Source organism: Bacillus sp. AY3-1, from assembly GCF_008368785.1.
Classification (GTDB): Bacteria; Bacillota; Bacilli; order Bacillales; family Bacillaceae_G; genus Bacillus_A; species Bacillus_A wiedmannii.
In genome coordinates this window covers 55,281-72,722 of record NZ_QORZ01000029.1, presented here as the reverse complement: position 1 = coordinate 72,722, position 17,442 = coordinate 55,281, and the positions used below count along the sequence as shown (strand labels likewise).

Here is a 17,442-nt window from a genome sequence, read left to right as displayed (position 1 = left end):
AGGGTCCTTTTCTTTTATACATGATGACAAGCAACAAAATGCTCTTCACCAACATTACGGAATTCTGGCACCGTTTGTTTACAAATATCTGTTGCAAACGGGCAACGTGTATGAAAGCGACAACCCGAAGGTGGATTTGCTGGACTTGGAATATCACCCTCTAGTATAATCCGCTCTCGCTTCACTGTTGGATCTGGTATTGGCACAGCTGATAACAATGCTTTTGTATACGGATGCAGTGGGTTCGTAAATAACTCATCACGCGGCGCTGTTTCCACAATCGTTCCTAAATACATAATTCCAATTTTCGTACATAAGTGCTCTACTACGCTTAAATCATGAGAAATGAACAAATAAGATAGTCCCTTTTTCTCCTGTAACTCACTAAATAAATTAATGATCTGTGCTTGAATAGATACATCTAGTGCTGCCACAGGTTCGTCAGCTACTATAAATTCCGGATTTAATACCATAGCTCTTGCGATAACGATACGCTGACGTTGTCCACCAGAAAACTCATGAGGATACCGGTCAATATGATATGGGGCTAAGCCACATAACTCTAATACTTCTGTCACTTTTTCACGAACATTTTCTTTCGTCGCTAGTCCGTGAGCCAACATCGGCTCGCCAAGTGCTTCTCCAATCCTCATTCTCGGATTTAATGAGCTAAATGGATCTTGAAACACAAGCTGCATATTAGGACGATGTTTTCTCAATTCCTCTTTTGATAGAGAATGAACATCGTGTCCTTTAAACTTCACTTCTCCCTCCGTTTTTTGAACGAGACGTAAAATTGTTTTTCCTATCGTCGTTTTTCCGCTTCCTGATTCACCAACGAGACCGAACACTTCGCCTTTATTAATAGTAAAACTTACTCCATCAACTGCTTTCACATGTCCAATCGTTCTACTAAATATGCCGCCTTTAATTGGGAAATATGTTTTTAAGTTTTTTACTTCTAATAATGGTTCACTCATTGTCCCGCACGCTCCTCATATAACCAGCAAGCTACTTTATGATTCTCATCATGTACATTCAGATTTGGCGCTTCTTCTTTACATATTTCCATACAATGCTCACAACGACCGCTAAAGTAGCAAAATTCATCCAAACCAACTAAATTAGGAACCTGCCCTGGAATAGAATATAATTTATCTATTCGTTTTCCCATCACTGGTTTTGATTTCAACAACCCTTTCGTATACGGGTGTTTCGGATTTTGGAATATTTCTAGTACTGGTGCCTCTTCAATAACTTTCCCGCCATACATAACGACAACGTAATCAGCCATCTCAGCTACAACGCCTAAATCATGTGTAATTAATAAAATGGATGTTTTAAATTCTTCTTTTACTTGTCTTAATAAGTCTAATATTTGAGCTTGAATCGTAACATCAAGAGCCGTTGTCGGTTCATCCGCAATTAATAACTTCGGATTACAACTAAGTGCAACAGCAATCATAATACGTTGTAACATGCCACCACTCAGTTCGTGCGGATAAGAATGGACGATTTCATCTGCACGAGCTATACCAACTTTACGAATTAACTCAATTGCCTTCTTATACGCTTCATTTTTGCTAAGTAATTCATGCTCTCTTAACGTCTCTACAATTTGTTCACCTACAGTGAAGACAGGATTTAGCGATGTCATCGGTTCTTGGAAAATCATCGCAATATCATTTCCTCGTAAACTACGAAGCTCTTTCTCTTTCATTCCTAAAAGGCTTTTTCCTTCATATAAGATATCTCCACCTACTACACTGCCTGATTCAGCAATAAGTCCCATAATAGATAAAGCTGTTACACTTTTCCCGCAACCCGATTCGCCTACAACACAAACCGTTTCACCTTCTCGAACTGTAAAACTAACATGATTCACAGCCTTTACTGTTCCTTCTTCTGTCTGAAAGTGTGTTTGTAAGTCTTTCAGCTCTACTACCGCTTTACTCATACCTTCTCACCTACCGTCTCATCTTTGGATCTAACGCATCACGAAGTGCATCACCAAGTAAATTAATTGATACAACTGTTATAAAGATTGCGAAACCAGGCGGAATCCATAACCACGGCCGCTTTTGGAAATCAATTAATGAGTTAGCTGCGCTAATCATATTCCCCCATGATGGTGTAGGTGGGACGACGCCGAGACCTAAGTAGCTTAGTGCGGATTCACTCAAAATTGAACCTGCAACGCCCAAAGTTGCTACAACAATAAGCAACGGAAAGACGTTAGGAATTAAATGATGAATAATTTTCCGAGAATCCTTTAATCCTAATACATCTGCTGCTTGCATAAAGGCTTGCTCCCGCAATGTTAAAATTTGTCCTCTCACAAGCCGGGCAAGTCCTGGCCATCCTACTAAACTTAAAATAATCATTACAACATATAAACGGTATTCCGATGGTAATTTCCATTCTGATAAAATTGCTCCCATTATAATAAGTAGCGGTAATCCCGGAATGGACATTAACACATCCGCAACACGCATAATTAAATGATCTACAACCCCTCGATAAAAACCAGCAATTGCTCCTAATAAAGCTCCTAGTATAACGGATAATAGCATCGACGCTAAACCAATTGTTAATGAAATACGCCCTGCTTGCATAAGTCTAGTTAAAATATCCCGTCCCAATTGGTCTGTTCCAAGCCAATGTGACAGGCTGGGTGGTTTATTAATTTGTGTTACTTGTACTTTCCCATCAGCATACGGCGAAAAGATTGGACCGATAAAACTAAATAAAAACATAAATATTAAAACGTATAAGCCACACAGTGCCATCTTATTTTTCTTAATTTTTTTATACGCTTGACGCCATGGTGATGATTCATTTCTCTTTTTTCGTTCTTTCTTTTTCTCTATTATTGGTGTAATAGTCTCCATATCTTTCCCCCCTTACTTCAATCGAATTCTTGGATCAACAAACGCATATACAATATCAGCTAAGAAATTAGCCATAATTGTTAAACAAGAAAGAAACATCGTAAAGGCCATTAATACCGTATAATCACGGAAGTTTAATGCTTCTAATTGAATACTCCCAATCCCTGGCCAATTAAAAATCTGTTCAATAATAATCGCTCCTGAAAATAAACCAGGTAATTCAAAAGCAAGTAATGTAATTGCTGGCAAAATTGCATTTTTCAATGCATGTTTATAAATAACGGTTCTTTCTTTTAAACCTTTTGCACGAGCAGTACGAATATAATCTTGCCTAACAACATCCAACATGCTAGTTCTAAAATATCGTGTTAATGATCCTACACCAAGAAGCGTTAAAATAAATACAGGTAGAATCATATGACGTAATACTTCTAATATGTATGCTATTCCTGTTGAGTTACTTCCAATATCAATCATGCCACCAATAGGTAATAACTTTAAATCAACCGCTAATAATTTAATTAAAAATAATCCGATAAAGAATGATGGAAATGACATTGCTGCAAAGACACCGATTGTTACCAATCTATCAAACCAAGAGTGCTGCTTTGTTGCAGAAATAACCCCAATAATAAGAGCAATAATCCAAGTGAAAAATAAAGCTGCAACAGCAACGATAAATGTATTCCAAATAAATTTATTAAGTAATGAAGTTACAGGTTCTTGATACTGTAGAGAAAATCCAAAATCACCATGCAAAGCATTCACTAACCATTGAAAATATCTTTCAATAATTGGTTTGTTTAAGCCATACAATTCCCTTAACTCTTGAGCTCTCTCTGGTGTTAACTTAGGATTTGAATCAATATAATCCCCCGGCAAAAGTGCAAATAAGAAAAAAATAATAATAGATGTACCAAACAATGTAGGGATCATTTGAAGGAACCTACGAACGATATATGTTTTCACCTTTTGTCTCCCCAATCCTATTTACTTAAAAATAGAAGAACATTTTTTCAAAACAGCTACTATCCCATCGCTGTATGAAAAAACGCCTTCTATTATTTAGGTCAACCCTTATTGTTCAATAGATAACACTGGTAAGTTGGAACTAATGCTATCGTACTTTTCTGGATCAATTCCTTTTATACGTGCATTATGAGCATAAAGTAGTTTACGATAGTTTAATAAAATAACTGGTGGATCATCACTTAACTCTTTATACAGTTCTTTATAAATTGCTTTACGTTTTTCAATATCTGTCGTCCCTATACCTTTTACAATCAAGTCATCTACTTTCGGGTTGTTATAACCCGTATCACTTTTTGGATTAGTTGATAAGTAATCACTTACAACTTCACTTGGATCACTAATTCCTGGTGTTGAAACTGCCGCTAAATCGTAGTCACCTTTTCCTACTTTTGAAAGCATCGTATTAAAGTCCATCAACTCTGGATTTAATTCAACACCGATTTCTTTGTAACTTTCTTTTGCAATTGGAATAAAGATATCATTTGTTTTACCTGTATTTGATGCGTAGTATGTTAATTTTAGTTTTTGACCATCTTTTTCACGAACCCCGTCAGAACCTACTTTCCAACCAGCCTCATCCAATAATTTTTTAGCCTTTTCTACGTCGTGTGGATATTTATTAATACCTTCTTCTGTATATGCCCATGAAACTGGCGCAATTGGTACGTTAGCAACAGATCCATATCCTTGTAAAGCTGTATCCACATACTTCTTACGGTCTAATCCATAAGTAAGTGCTTGACGTACCTTCTTATCTTTCAAATACGATTTCTTATTATTTACATAGATATAAGCAATATCACTTGATGACTCAAGATTAATATTTGCAAACTCTAATCCTTTTAATTGGTCTATATTCTCAGGATTTGCTCTAAATCCACTATAGTCCAGTTCACCTGTTTGGAATAATTGGAATCCAGTATCACCTGATGTGATTTTGTAAATAAAGTTTTTGATTTTTGGTTTACCTGCATAATAATTTTCATTAGCAACAAAGCGTACTTCTTGACCTGGAACATATTTTTCAAATTTATATGGACCCGCTGCAATTGGTTGCCCATATAATGCTTTTAAATAGTCTAAACTTGTATTTTGTTTATAATCTTTTCCATAATAAGCTTTTGATAGCACTGGGCCACCTAAATTAGTTAGCGCCTGTGAATTAACTTTTTCAGTCGTAATTTTAATTGTCTGTGGATCAACAACTTGAATTCCTTCAATAGAAGTTGCTTTTCCTTCTTTATATTCTTTTCCACCTTTAACAGCATACTGAGCAATATCCATTCCACCTTCATACGCTTTATCATGAAGTAGTGTTAATGTAAATGCTACGTCCTCCGCCGTTAAAGGCGAACCATCACTAAATTTTAGATTTTTACGTAAATGGAATGTATAAGTTAACTGGTCAGCAGAAATATCCCATTTTTCTGCAAGATCCGGAATAGGTTTACTTTGTTTGTCTGTTGTTACTAATGACGCAAAAATAACAGATGTTACATTTCCATCCCAACCATTATCTTGAAAATACGGAAGAAAAACTCCCCCTGGCTTAGAAATGGCTGTAATAAAAGTATCTTTTCGCTGATTTGCTTTCTCTGGACTTTTCTTTTTATCTGTAGCTGGGATTGATTCAATCTTAGCGTCTTTTAAATCCTGCTTTTTTACCGGTTCTGTAGAAGCCGTATCTTCCTGTCCCCCACAAGCAGATAACACAAGCGAACTACTCAATAATACTGAAAATACACCAGCCCATTTTTTTGTCTTTTTCTTCATTGTCCCCACCCTAACTTTTTTAATAATTAAACCTTATGAATTGCTTGCCTTATGTATGCCTCCCACAGCAATATTTTATAGCCAATCGGAAAAGTCGGTTTTAATCGTAAAAAAATAGATGTTTTTGAGGGGTAACAATCCTATTCCGACCTTTCCGGTAGACTTTATGGTTATTAGCTTATATCGTCCGTTATATTTTGTCAATTCTTTCTAAATAAATATTTTTAGAATTTTTTCAAAATTATTATTCTATCTTTAATTTAGGTAAACTTAATAAAATACCGTTATAGTTATCTTCTTGTAATCCTTGAATTCGTGCATTATGTGCAGACACCACTTTGCTATTATTCAAGAAGATTACAGGCGGGTCTTCGCTTAATTCTTGATATAACTTTTTATAAATTTCTTTTCGCTTTTCAATATCCAACGTTTCTAATGCTTGCTTAGCTAATTCATCTACTTTCGGATTATAATATCCATCATAATTTCGTTTACTTGTTGAAACAAACTCTTCAATCGTTCTGCTCGGATCATCAATCATTGGCGTAGATACCAACGCTAAATCATAATCACCTTTTATCACTTTTGAAATCATCGTATTAAAGTCCATATATTCTGGGTTAAACTCTACACCCAACTTTTTATAATCTTCTTTCATCACAGGAATCATTACATCATTTATTTTACTTGCTGACGAGGCAAAATAACTTACTTTCAATTTTTGTCCATCTTTTTCACGAATTCCATCCGAACCCGCTTTCCATCCAGCCTCATCCAGTAATTTCTTCGCCTTCTCTAAATTATACTCATATTTATTAATGCCCTCTTCTGTATACGCCCATGAAACTGGCGTAATCGGTACATTAACGAGTGACGCATATCCTTGGAAATACGTATCAATAACCTTTTGACGCTCTAATCCGTAAATAAATGCTTGGCGGACACGTTTATCTTTAAAGTATGGCTTCTTATAATTCATTTTAATGTAGCCATAAGAGCTTCCTGTATACACATTAATATTAGCAAAACCTAAATCTTTTAATTGCTCAATGGTCTCCACGTTTGTCGTAAAACCATCATAATCTACTTCTCCTGCTTGAAATTGTTGTAACTTCGTATCACCCTTTGTAATTTTATAAATAAAGTGCTCAATCTTCGGTTTTCCTTCAAAATAATTTTCATTTGCTACAAATCGAACCTCTTGACCAGGAATATATTTATCCAATTTATAAGCTCCTGCTCCCACCGGCTTTCCATATAACTCTTTTAAGTACTCCAAGTGTCCTTGTTTATACTCTCTCCCATAATAAGCTTTAGATATAACTTCTCCACCGATTAATGATAATGTTTGAGCATTTACCTTTTCAGTCGTAATCGTAATTGTTTTCGGATCAATGATTTGAATTCCTTCAATAGAGTTTGCCTTTCCTTCTTTATAAGCTTGCCCACCTTTTATTGCTGTTTGGCTTATATCAGTCGCACCACTATAAGTTGGATCATGTAATAACGTTAATGTAAATGCTACATCATCTGCTGTTAGCGGTGAACCATCACTAAACTTTAAATCATCTTTCAAATGGAACGTATATGTAAGCTGATCCTCCGAAATATCCCACTTCTTCGCTAATATTGGAATCGGTTTTCCTTCCCTATCGAGTCCAACAAGAGGAGCAAAGATAGCCTGCGTTATGTTACCATCCCATCCATTCTCCATAAAGTGCGGAAGGAATATCCCTCCAGGACTTGGCATTCCAACTACAAAAGTATCTTTTCTTTCTTTTACTTTTGTAGGACTTTTTGCTTTGTCGCTTGCTTTAATAAATTCATCTTTTACTTTTGGTACGTTCCCGGCTTCATTTGTACTTGCTTCCTCTTGACCACATCCGGCTAGTAATACTGACACACTAAGAAATGTAGCAAGTGCTCCTTTAAAAACATTTTTCATTGCACTCTCACCTTTACCTTCCTAATTTTTAAAGATGTAGGAACATAGGCCTCCTTTCTGTAACTATCTTTATTTTTCCTATAAAAATAGTATGAATTAATTTCAAGATTATTCCATTCCTTTAAGCATGTCAATCACTCTCTTTTATTTCTTATTAAAAAATTAAAAATTCACTTCTATTCGTTCCATATGAAACATAGACTACTAATAACCAATTACCAAAAAGGGGGCGAAAACATGGACAACCTATTCCAATACGTCCTGCACTACGTATTATTAACAATTATGATAGTCGGGGCTCTATTACTATTCCCATTCTTCCCAAAGTTCGTCCTCTTTTTAGCTTTTTTTATTATGCTCGGGATCGCTATTATCATTTCAACAAGGGAAGATACCACACAAAAAGAAAACAGAGTTCAGCGTGTAAAGCTGTAACTCTGTTTTTTTATTTTCAATCCTGATTCGCTGTTACACATACTTATGTCTCGGGAAATAAGTAACCAATCCAAAAAAATCCCTAATATCATTTATGTTTTACAATCTATGTAAATTACGGAACAACGATTTATCAAATTTACTGTTTCACGTGAAACACAATTTTTATTTTTTCTTAAAGTAAAATATCAGTACAAAAAAGCGAATTCCTTCAGCAAAGCTGAAAGAATTCGCTTTCTATTTTTTACTCCACAATACTCTCTAACTCATTATATAACTCCGCTCGTAACAACTCTTTCTTCGTTTTTTCTTCATACAATTGTTCAAGCATTTCAACATCAACTACATGTTCCATCTTACACTCAAGCATATATATATCCTCTTCTACATGCATTAACTCCGTTTCAATATCCTCAACATTCCTAACTTCTTTCTTTTTTACAGGAGCTGTTGCCATACTTTTTCTTCCTTGGCGTTGCTGCTTTATTACTTGTTTCTCGAGCTTTTCTTCCCACTTTTGACGAGCCCATGCGTAGTTCCCTGCAAACTCAAATAATTTATGCTCATCAATCCAATACGTCTTTTCAAATAACTTATTTAAAAAATAACGATCATGTGAAACAGCTAAAATCGTCCCATTATATTGCTCAAGAGCTTCCTCTAAAACTTCCCTTGATTCAATGTCGAGATGGTTTGTCGGCTCATCTAAAATTAAAAAATTGATATCTTGATACATAAGTTGCGCAAGTCTTAATCTCATTTTTTCTCCACCGCTCAGTTGCGTTACTTTCTTAAACACCGCTGGACCATAAAATAAAAACTTAGCTAATATATGTCTCGCTTCTCCCTCTGTTACAGCTACATATTCCCTGAAAGCCTCTAATACATTACTCTTCATATTTCCGTACGCATGCTGTGATAAATAACCGATTTTCACACTACTACCAATTCGAATTTCTCCAGCGTCTGGTTTTATTTCTTCTAATAATAACTTTAGTAGCGTTGTCTTTCCTGTACCATTACGGCCAACGATCGCCGCACGCTCTTGAAAACGAACATGTAAATTCGCTTCGTTAAATAAAGGATGGCCAGCAAAACCTTTACTCACTTCTTTCATTAAAACAACGTCTTTCCCACTTCTCTCTTGCCCTTCAAACTGAAGTCCCATTTGTTTTCGTTCTAAAATAGGTTTCTTTAGTTTCTCTATACGTTCCAGTGCACGTTCCATACTTCTCGCTCTCTTATGCAATCCTTCATTCGGAGGATTCGCCTGATTTGCCCATTCACGTAGTCGCTTAATTGCTTCTTTCATTTTCTTTATTTTCTTTTGCTGTTCTTGATAAGCCTGAAACTCCTGAAGCAACCGTTCTTCCTTTTCGTCAACAAACTGAGAATAGTTCGTATGATACACGTGAATCTCTCCATCTTCTAAATCAAAAATCTTCGTTACAACTTCATCAAGGAAATAGCGATCATGTGAAATGACCATAACTGTTCCATTGTATTCTTTTAAAAATTGCTCTAGCCACTCTACGGCAAATAAGTCTAAATGATTGGTTGGTTCATCTAATAGAAGTAAATCTGGTTTCTGCAATAGCATGTATGCAAGGCTTACCTTTGTTTGTTCCCCACCACTTAACTCCAGAAATGACCGAGGAAATAGTTCTGTCACCTGTAGACCATTTGCTACCTTCATCATATTCGCTTCTATTTCATAACCACCAAGAAACGCAAACTTTTCTTGGATTACTCCGTACCTCTCCATTAATCTTTGTAAAGCAGACGGTTCCAGTTCTTCCGCCATATTTTTTTCTAAAGTACGCATTTCTCTTTCTAATTCCTTTTCTGCTTTAAAAGCGGAACTCAATACATCATATACAGTCATACCCTCATCAAATTTCGGAATTTGTGCCACATGACCAATACGTGTACCTTTCTTCATATGAATGGCCCCTGCATCCAAACTTTCCATTCCAGTTAGAAGCTGAAAGATTGTTGTCTTCCCACTACCGTTACGACCAACTAATCCAACACGTTCACCATTCTTTATTTCAAGCGATATATTTTCAAATATGATGTTTCCACCAAAAGATTTCGTTACATTATTTACACTACAAATTGTCATTTTCCGTACTCCTTTCAATATAAAAAACCATAAGAAAGAAACATTCCCCATGGTTTTCGGCATAGAAAAAGGAAGCCAAATAGCTCCCTTTTCACACGTTTATTAAAAATGGGTGAAGAGATTTCTATCGTTCAATAGCTACTATGCAATTGTTAAAAAAGGACAGACGTATCCCGTTAACAACTACATCATGAAAAATCGCACGACAAAAATAGATATAATCTAAAAATTTGGCACGTGCAGCTACAGAACGTTTCATCTCATTCACCTCTTTCGTACGGAATTTAATACTTACTTCTTTATTATACTTTCCCATTTCATGTTTGAATAGTCATTTTTCTGAAAATAATGAAGATAGACTAAACATTTCAATAAGTGACATCAAATCTTACAAAACTGTTATGTTCACGTAATGGAAAGCGATAGTACGAAAAGATGCCTCCCTATACAATAAAGATGTAAACAAGAGAGCCAAACAAAAGGAGGAAACGATCATGATGAAAGAAATCGTAAAAGCAATCTTTGAGGTATTAGTGAACGGACAAGCAGTTGTAAAAGAACTAAATGAACTATAAAAGGAGTGAAGGAATATGATGAACATGGTTAAAATGATTTTACACGCTCTAGTTGATGCAAAAGCAGTTAGCCAAGAATTAAACCAACAATAAAAAGGGGTAAATGAATATGAAGAAAGCCATTATTGTAATCGCAAGTACAGCAATTGCCTTATACACAATAAAAAATAGAAAAAAGAAGCACAATAAAAACACTCTATATTATCCATACACATTATTAAAGAAAAAATAAAAGACAAGGTACCCTATTGTAATGAGGATATCTTGTCTTTTATTTTTCCTATTCCTTTTAAAGGATTTCCTTCTCCTTTTCCCGAATGTATTAAGCGGGATTTTTACACATATTTTAAAGGGGCATATATACAAATGGATACACAACAACTATACTTTTTAAACGATATTGGCAAACAAAAACCAGAAAGCATTCGGAATAGAAGCGCTGCATGTCCTTTTTGTGACAGAGAAAATTTAACGGATATTTTAGCAACTGAGGGCTCAATTATTTGGCTGAAAAACAAATTCCCTACATTAAAAGATACATTTCAAACGGTGCTAATCGAAACCGATAATTGTAAAGACCACATTGCAACATATACAGAAGAACATATGAGATCGCTAATTCGTTTCTCCATTAAACATTGGTTAGACTTACAGAAGAATGAAGAATTCACATCTGTGATTTTATACAAAAATCACGGTCCATTCTCAGGCGGGAGTTTGCATCATGCACACATGCAGATTATCGGAATGAAATATGTAGACTATCTCGGTAACGTAGAACAGGACAACTTCCGAGGAGTCATTGTACAAAAAAACGAACGCATTGAACTCAATATTTCAGATCGTCCTATTATCGGTTTTACTGAATTTAATATCATTATTGCAGATATTGGATACATAGATGAACTGGCAAATTATATTCAGCAAACTGTACGTTACATACTGACAGATTTCCATAAAGGATGTAGTAGTTATAACTTATTCTTCTATTACTTAAACGGAAAAATCATTTGTAAAGTTGTTCCTAGGTTCGTCGTTTCACCATTATATGTAGGATATAAAATACCGCAAGTTTCTACAAAACTAAAAGACGTGAAAATACAACTCGCGCAGTACTTCACGAGCGAAAAAGATGCAATTATTCATAAAAAAACAGAGTAGGTATAGAAAACCTACTCTTTGATTACACCTTTATTTCGATAGTACACATCTTCTAATCCAATGTTATACTTCATGTTATTATCCGTCCACTCTGGCCCTAAATTTCCTGGCCATCCAGATGTATTTGCTACATATTTTAGTAATGCAAAATCAGTCAAACCTTTTTGCACCCCGCGCTTATATCCTTTCATTAAATGCGGCATTGCAATTTGCGCATTTGTGCGCGGATCTTTCAACTCTTCATCAGTTAAATGATCTGGTGCAAGCCCACCGCCACGGTGCAATTGAAACAGTCCGAATGAAGTTCCGTTATCTCCAATACTTCTTGGATTTAACCGGCTTTCATGTTCAGCAATTGTAAGAGGTATCCATTCTGGAAGATTGACTTTCTTTGCTTCCTCTATAATAATTTGTTTCATTTGTTTTGCTTCTTCTGAGTCAACATAGCTTGTCTCATTCACTAACTTGCCCATTCCTTCAGACTTTCCTTGGAAATATAAGTACACCCCAAGAACAACTAAAAATCCTACAAAGAATTTCTTCACTACCACTACCTCTTTCTCCGCTGAAATTTGTCCCCTTTCAGCCTTCCTCCCTTTACAATTACCCACATTCTATCATTCTCTTACCCTTTTATCATAGCAAATAACTATATATATTATCATCATGCTTTAGACCGATTTTGTGAAAAAACAGCTGGTAAATACGTGCAAAAATGTAACTTTCATAGACTACAACGTATTTTTTGTATATAATTTTAAATTGAACTCTACATATAGAATAGGAGCAGACCAAATGAAAAAGTGCATCATACTCTTGTTCAGCATTTTACTACTTATCCCTATCCACACCTCTGCACAAACATCATCAAAACCAAAAGTACTTGTTTTATACAGTACACAAGACGATAAAATTACAAATAATATTCAAATCCTTAATACTCAATTAGGACATTTTACAAACGATATAACTACGAAAAGTTTAAAAAAGGCTAATGAAATTACTAATTCATCTTCTTATACACATATTGTTTATATCGGTGAACAAAAAGAAGAGTTTCCTATTGAAACAAAGCAACTTCTAGAAAATTTCTCAGGCCCAATATTAGTTTTAGGACAAAATGTTGAACAATTATCTCATCGCTTTTCTTTCATTACCCTAAAGGCTGATGATATACGAGTTAATAAAATCGAATATCCAAGCCATAAGCTTAAAAACACTTTAGAAGAGGAACGATTGATTCAATCTTTTGATACAAATGGAACTGTTCTTGCTAACGCTGTAAGTTCAAATAGCAAGAACCCACTAATCGTTCAGCATGAAACATCTTATTACGTCGCAACGCCACACCTCTTTGACTGGATGTCTCATTACGTTGGTGAAATGTTATTTTCTTACTTTGGACAAAAGCCAACGACAAATAAAGTAGAGGCTTATTTGCGTCTTGAGGACGTTCATCCGGCCGCAGATATAAATCAATTAAAAGAAATTGCTGAATTACTAAAAGAGAAAAAGATTCCTTACATGATCACTGTTATTCCTGTATATAAAGATCCTGATACAGGTAAAACACTGCATTTAAAAGATAAACCCGAACTAGTCGATCTTTTACGCTCTATGCAAGATGATGGTGCAGCAATTATTATGCATGGTTATACGCATCAATTTTATGATAGTGAAACTGGGGAAGGTTTTGAATTTTGGGACGTAAAAACAGATCAACCAATTCGTCAACCGAAGCATGAAAAACCAAAAACAAAAGATGACTTCCCTAATATCGAAGCATATAATGCATATGTAAAAAAAGGGGAAGAGTTTGAAGAAAAGTATACGACCGATCATATTGAAAAAGGTATTCAAGAACTTGTAGATGCCAAACTATATCCTGTCGCATTTGAAGCACCTCATTACACGATGTCTCAAAAAGGATATGAAATATTATCAAGGTACTTTTCAACTTATGTAGGACAACTACAGTTAAGTGATACAACTTGGAAATCCATGCACTCACCATTCTATACAAGTACCCCATCATTTTTACACGGAATGAAATTAATGCCTGAAACAGTTGGCTTTATTGAAGAAGATAAGCCACATGCTATTGCAAAGATGAAAGAACGTGCTGTATCTGTTGCTAAATTATCCGATGGAGTTATTGGTGCATTCTATCATCCTTACTTAGGTGTGAAACCATTAAAAGAAGTATTAAAGGATCTAGAAAGCATTCCAAATATAGAATGGATTGATTTACAAAAAGAAGCAAATGAAGTGAAAATGCAAGATATTCATATTACTACTAATAAAGACGGCATTCACGTTGACAAACCAACAAGCGCAAGCGATGTAATGGATTATATAAAACAATATGGATTCTTCCTTATACTTGGTTTCTTCATCATTGTCTTTCTATTGTTATTAAGACGTGGGAAAAAATTAGAATCTTAATACAAAACCACCAAGCATTTTGCTTGGTGGTTTTTTTAACTTAAACTAAAACGTGGCATGTTATTAATAACCCATTGATTATTTTCATAATAAAAAGGATAAGAGTAACGCTCCTATCCTTTCAAATAAAATTGAATCGTATTTTCATATATCGTTTTCGCAACCTTATTAACAGATACGTTTTTTATAACACTAATTTCCTTTAATACCTCTCGAATCATTCTCGGATGCGTCATAACATCCTCATGAAATTCCCACGGTCCATCTGTTTCTACCATCATATATTCAAGTGGATAATACGAAACAATTTTTCTAATTTTTTCCTTATGTAAAACATCTGGTGTGATAGAAATATAATAACCGTTCCTCATCATCCGTTTCATTGTTGTTTCACTTCCTTTAAACCAATGAAAGTGTGCACGTGAAACTTTATATTTCTCTAGTAAATCACATACAATATCAGCATCTTCATACACTGCATGCAATATAATGGGTAAATCATATTTACTAGCTAGTTCAACAAATCGTTGTAACACTGATATATATGAATTGATAGTAATACGCTCATCTTCTTTTCTTAAATAATACGGTAAGCCTACTTCACCAATCGCAACTATGTCTTCTACATGCTCTTTAATTAATTTATAAATTTGCTCACATTCTTCTTTATGAATCGGTTGCTCCGGATGAAAACCTATCGCTGGATGTACAAAAGGATATCGCTTTGCTAAAGATAAAGTTTCTTTACATGATTGATAATTCATAGATACCGCGATAAGCCCCTGTATCTCTTTACTATGTTCCACATCTTTAAGTAATCTACTTTTTTCTTCATCCTTATATTGGTCAACATGTATATGACTATCAATCCATTTCATCTTTATTCCCCCATAAAAAAAACAAGAAAGGATCTCCCTTCTTGTTTTATCATCTATATTATTTAACAATTAAGTTTGTTATGATATCAAATAATCCAATACATACTACGGCAACAGTAAAGTAGCTACAGAAATCTTTAATTGGAAACTTCACTACTTCTTCTTTACGCATCCCAATTTTCTCCCTTCTTACTATATCCCTAATTATTTTATCTATTTGTATCTATTATGCAAAAAATATGACAAATTTACTATCGAATTAACTTACGTAAACCTTACAATGTTGTAAGGTTTATAAAAAGAGCCTCATCTAAATACAGATGAGGGCTATTAAAAAGTAGTTGGTTTTTCATTCTTCATTAATATTACAAACAGAAAGTAATACAGTGAGACTTTCTAATTACACTATATGAAATTAACTATCTTTTAACCATCGAATTACATTACAGAAGACTTACATGTTTGTAAGCTATGTGTAATGTAATTCGATAGTTTCTCTTACCTACATCTCGTACAATAAAGTTAGAAAGCAAGCCAAATAAGAAGAACACTCACATAACCAAATTACATTGCTAGTAGCTACTCTTCTTATACCTTTCACTCATGCTACTACGATGTACCCCCTTCCCCTTTATATAATAAAAAGAGCCTTAGTCCATATAGACTAAGGTTCTTTTATGAACCTTAAAATACCCCTACCTAGTATTTTTATTTTCGACAAAAAATAGGTGGGGGTATAATCTGCTATCTCATCGTTAAAAGTTTACTCTTCGCATTAATAGGAATATTTACAGCTTCAATTTCTTCAATCGCCTCTCCGTAGCGTCCTTTTGCATACACCTTTAACGCTTCATCTCTCTTTAACATATGCTTAACAGTCTTCTTTATTTTTTGTTCTCTTCCACGTTCGTCAAATGCAATAAATTCATATTCATACCACTCATCACCAATATGCTGACCAATTGTATTCACGACCGTATAGTATTCTTTCGTCTTATAAAGTGGATTATATTTATCGATAACTGGTCCAAGTTTCGTAGGCAGTAACATTACTACTATCACTATCATCGCTATTATAGTAGCGATCATTTTTTTCTTCATAATCAATCTTCCTCCTCTGCAGGATATATATACATCCATTTTAAAAAGAAGGAATAAAATCTACTATTGAATCTCATTACATTACACTTACATTTTTGTAAGAATTAAAAAAGGTGAACGAATTTACTCGTTCACCTTTTAGCTCGCTTTAAAGCCACCGCCAAGTACATCACGTACATCATGAATAACAACGAAAGCACCTTCATCTACTCGACTAATAACCTGCTTTAACTTAACAAGCTCTTGTTTATTTATAACAACATATAACACTTCTTTATTTTTACCAGTATATCCGCCGCGTCCTTCTAATACAGTGACACCGCGTGTCATGTTTTTCGTAATAGTTTCACGGATTAAATCCGGTTGATTTGAAATGATTGTAACAGCTGTTTTTGTATCCATTCCTTCTACAATGAAATCAATCACTTTTGCTCCGATGAATACTGCAACAAGTGTGTACATTGCTTTTTCTTGCCCTATTATAAATACAGAACCAGCAATTACCACAATATCAATAATAAGTACGCCTTTACCAACGCTCCACCCTAAATATTGATTGGCTAACCGAGCTAAAATTGCCGATCCTCCTGATGTACCTCCAGCTTTGAACATACAGCCTAATCCGACACCGACAAATAAGCCAGCGAATAGAGCCGCTAATAACGTATCACTATTTACATGATACTCAATATGTTCCGTAACATATAAAAACAAGGATGTTTCTACAATCCCTAAAATTGTATAAACCATCGTTTTCTTATCAAAAAATTTATAACCAATAGCTAGTAAAATTGCATTTATAGCAAAGTTTACAATCCCCGGCGACCAATCAAATAAATAGTACGTAACAACCGTTAAACCAATAATTCCACCCTCTGATAAACGGTTTGGAATTGCAAAGTAATTAATACCAATTGCGAATAATAATGAACCAATTGTAATTAGTGTTATTTCCTTTATACGTTGATTAACCATAGTTCATACCTCCCCCCATTTGACATTGTATCACTATCTCCTAGAGGTTTAGAAGTTGTTTTTATTGCGCATTTTTACTCTTAAAGATCGGGATATTATGTTTAAA

General features: G+C 34.7%; 16 protein-coding genes. 4 read left to right on the top strand and 12 right to left on the bottom strand.

Annotation, left to right across the window (positions count from 1 at the left end; genetic code table 11):
* Positions 1 to 14 precede the first annotated feature (14 nt).
* From DN389_RS25170 to DN389_RS25145, 6 genes are all read right to left on the bottom strand, one after another.
* The gene (locus DN389_RS25170; protein ID WP_001294493.1) at positions 15 to 980 is read right to left on the bottom strand and encodes an ABC transporter ATP-binding protein; all 966 of its coding nucleotides are present in this window, start codon (positions 978 to 980) and stop codon (positions 15 to 17) included.
* On the bottom strand, positions 977 to 1,957 hold the full coding sequence (locus DN389_RS25165) for an ABC transporter ATP-binding protein (protein ID WP_000030797.1): 981 nt from the start codon (positions 1,955 to 1,957) through the stop codon (positions 977 to 979). Before DN389_RS25165 ends, DN389_RS25170 begins: the two co-directional genes overlap by 4 nt.
* A gap of 10 nt (positions 1,958 to 1,967) precedes the next feature.
* Positions 1,968 to 2,891, bottom strand: a complete 924-nt coding sequence (opp4C, locus tag DN389_RS25160; RefSeq protein WP_000447957.1) for an oligopeptide ABC transporter permease — start codon at positions 2,889 to 2,891, stop codon at positions 1,968 to 1,970.
* A gap of 12 nt (positions 2,892 to 2,903) precedes the next feature.
* The gene (locus DN389_RS25155) at positions 2,904 to 3,860 is read right to left on the bottom strand and encodes an ABC transporter permease (RefSeq protein ID WP_000860732.1); all 957 of its coding nucleotides are present in this window, start codon (positions 3,858 to 3,860) and stop codon (positions 2,904 to 2,906) included.
* A 108-nt stretch (positions 3,861 to 3,968) separates the two neighbouring features.
* The gene (locus tag DN389_RS25150) at positions 3,969 to 5,696 is read right to left on the bottom strand and encodes an ABC transporter substrate-binding protein (RefSeq protein ID WP_048542902.1); all 1,728 of its coding nucleotides are present in this window, start codon (positions 5,694 to 5,696) and stop codon (positions 3,969 to 3,971) included.
* A gap of 244 nt (positions 5,697 to 5,940) precedes the next feature.
* Positions 5,941 to 7,641 carry an ABC transporter substrate-binding protein gene (locus tag DN389_RS25145; RefSeq protein WP_098189275.1) on the bottom strand — a complete coding sequence of 567 codons (1,701 nt, stop codon included), beginning with the start codon at positions 7,639 to 7,641 and terminating at the stop codon, positions 5,941 to 5,943.
* Between the two features lie 237 nt (positions 7,642 to 7,878).
* Here DN389_RS25145 and DN389_RS25140 point away from each other — a divergent pair, with 237 nt between their 5' ends.
* The gene (locus tag DN389_RS25140; RefSeq protein ID WP_000369258.1) at positions 7,879 to 8,076 is read left to right on the top strand and encodes a hypothetical protein; all 198 of its coding nucleotides are present in this window, start codon (positions 7,879 to 7,881) and stop codon (positions 8,074 to 8,076) included.
* A 244-nt stretch (positions 8,077 to 8,320) separates the two neighbouring features.
* Here the strand turns inward: DN389_RS25140 and abc-f are convergent, their stop codons facing one another.
* Positions 8,321 to 10,201 carry a ribosomal protection-like ABC-F family protein gene (abc-f, locus tag DN389_RS25135; RefSeq protein ID WP_098189276.1) on the bottom strand — a complete coding sequence of 627 codons (1,881 nt, stop codon included), beginning with the start codon at positions 10,199 to 10,201 and terminating at the stop codon, positions 8,321 to 8,323.
* A 124-nt stretch (positions 10,202 to 10,325) separates the two neighbouring features.
* The gene (locus DN389_RS28555; protein ID WP_303632570.1) at positions 10,326 to 10,460 is read right to left on the bottom strand and encodes an RAxF-45 family protein; all 135 of its coding nucleotides are present in this window, start codon (positions 10,458 to 10,460) and stop codon (positions 10,326 to 10,328) included.
* A 419-nt stretch (positions 10,461 to 10,879) separates the two neighbouring features.
* Here DN389_RS28555 and DN389_RS25130 point away from each other — a divergent pair, with 419 nt between their 5' ends.
* Together DN389_RS25130 and DN389_RS25125 are read left to right on the top strand one after the other, a co-directional pair.
* On the top strand, positions 10,880 to 11,008 hold the full coding sequence (locus tag DN389_RS25130) for a spore coat protein B (RefSeq protein WP_149237727.1): 129 nt from the start codon (positions 10,880 to 10,882) through the stop codon (positions 11,006 to 11,008).
* Positions 11,009 to 11,142: 134 nt separating this feature from the next.
* Positions 11,143 to 11,937: a DUF4931 domain-containing protein gene (locus tag DN389_RS25125; RefSeq protein WP_048542911.1), complete on the top strand. Its 795-nt coding sequence runs from the start codon at positions 11,143 to 11,145 to the stop codon at positions 11,935 to 11,937.
* Positions 11,938 to 11,948: 11 nt separating this feature from the next.
* On the opposite strand, the gene DN389_RS25120 is transcribed toward DN389_RS25125, so the two are convergent.
* Positions 11,949 to 12,482 (bottom strand): transglycosylase SLT domain-containing protein, encoded by a 534-nt coding sequence (locus DN389_RS25120; RefSeq protein ID WP_048542991.1) that lies wholly within the window; start codon positions 12,480 to 12,482, stop codon positions 11,949 to 11,951.
* 250 nt (positions 12,483 to 12,732) lie between these two features.
* On the opposite strand from DN389_RS25120, the gene DN389_RS25115 reads away from it, so the two are divergent.
* Entirely contained in the window at positions 12,733 to 14,382 is a 1,650-nt protein-coding gene (locus tag DN389_RS25115; RefSeq protein WP_106102574.1) for a DUF2334 domain-containing protein, read from the top strand.
* A gap of 113 nt (positions 14,383 to 14,495) precedes the next feature.
* Here the strand turns inward: DN389_RS25115 and DN389_RS25110 are convergent, their stop codons facing one another.
* The 3 genes from DN389_RS25110 to DN389_RS25100 all read right to left on the bottom strand — a co-directional run bounded on the left by DN389_RS25110 (position 14,496) and on the right by DN389_RS25100 (position 17,336).
* A complete protein-coding gene (locus DN389_RS25110) occupies positions 14,496 to 15,260 on the bottom strand; it encodes a TatD family hydrolase (protein WP_149237726.1) in 765 nt (254 codons plus the stop codon).
* Between the two features lie 744 nt (positions 15,261 to 16,004).
* On the bottom strand, positions 16,005 to 16,361 hold the full coding sequence (locus DN389_RS25105) for a YxeA family protein (RefSeq protein WP_000728373.1): 357 nt from the start codon (positions 16,359 to 16,361) through the stop codon (positions 16,005 to 16,007).
* Positions 16,362 to 16,499: 138 nt separating this feature from the next.
* Complete coding sequence (locus tag DN389_RS25100) at positions 16,500 to 17,336, bottom strand: YitT family protein (protein ID WP_149237725.1); 837 nt, start codon at positions 17,334 to 17,336, stop codon at positions 16,500 to 16,502.
* Between the last annotated feature and the right edge of the window lie 106 nt (positions 17,337 to 17,442).

Bases quoted from the DNA above. Each gene is read 5' to 3' on its own strand.
- opp4C (WP_000447957.1), bottom strand. From the start codon at position 2,891: ATGGAGACTATTACACCAATAATAGAGAAAAAGAAAGAACGAAAAAAG.
- DN389_RS25105 (WP_000728373.1), bottom strand. From the start codon at position 16,361: ATGAAGAAAAAAATGATCGCTACTATAATAGCGATGATAGTGATAGTA.
- DN389_RS25150 (WP_048542902.1), bottom strand. From the start codon at position 5,696: ATGAAGAAAAAGACAAAAAAATGGGCTGGTGTATTTTCAGTATTATTG.
- DN389_RS25145 (WP_098189275.1), bottom strand. From the start codon at position 7,641: ATGAAAAATGTTTTTAAAGGAGCACTTGCTACATTTCTTAGTGTGTCA.
- DN389_RS25170 (WP_001294493.1), bottom strand. From the start codon at position 980: ATGAGTGAACCATTATTAGAAGTAAAAAACTTAAAAACATATTTCCCA.
- DN389_RS25165 (WP_000030797.1), bottom strand. From the start codon at position 1,957: ATGAGTAAAGCGGTAGTAGAGCTGAAAGACTTACAAACACACTTTCAG.
- DN389_RS25140 (WP_000369258.1), top strand. From the start codon at position 7,879: ATGGACAACCTATTCCAATACGTCCTGCACTACGTATTATTAACAATT.
- DN389_RS25115 (WP_106102574.1), top strand. From the start codon at position 12,733: ATGAAAAAGTGCATCATACTCTTGTTCAGCATTTTACTACTTATCCCT.
- DN389_RS25110 (WP_149237726.1), bottom strand. From the start codon at position 15,260: ATGAAATGGATTGATAGTCATATACATGTTGACCAATATAAGGATGAA.
- DN389_RS25130 (WP_149237727.1), top strand. From the start codon at position 10,880: ATGAATATGAAGAAAGCCATTATTGTAATCGCAAGTACAGCAATTGCC.
- abc-f (WP_098189276.1), bottom strand. From the start codon at position 10,201: ATGACAATTTGTAGTGTAAATAATGTAACGAAATCTTTTGGTGGAAAC.
- DN389_RS25100 (WP_149237725.1), bottom strand. From the start codon at position 17,336: ATGGTTAATCAACGTATAAAGGAAATAACACTAATTACAATTGGTTCA.
- DN389_RS28555 (WP_303632570.1), bottom strand. From the start codon at position 10,460: ATGAAACGTTCTGTAGCTGCACGTGCCAAATTTTTAGATTATATCTAT.
- DN389_RS25125 (WP_048542911.1), top strand. From the start codon at position 11,143: ATGGATACACAACAACTATACTTTTTAAACGATATTGGCAAACAAAAA.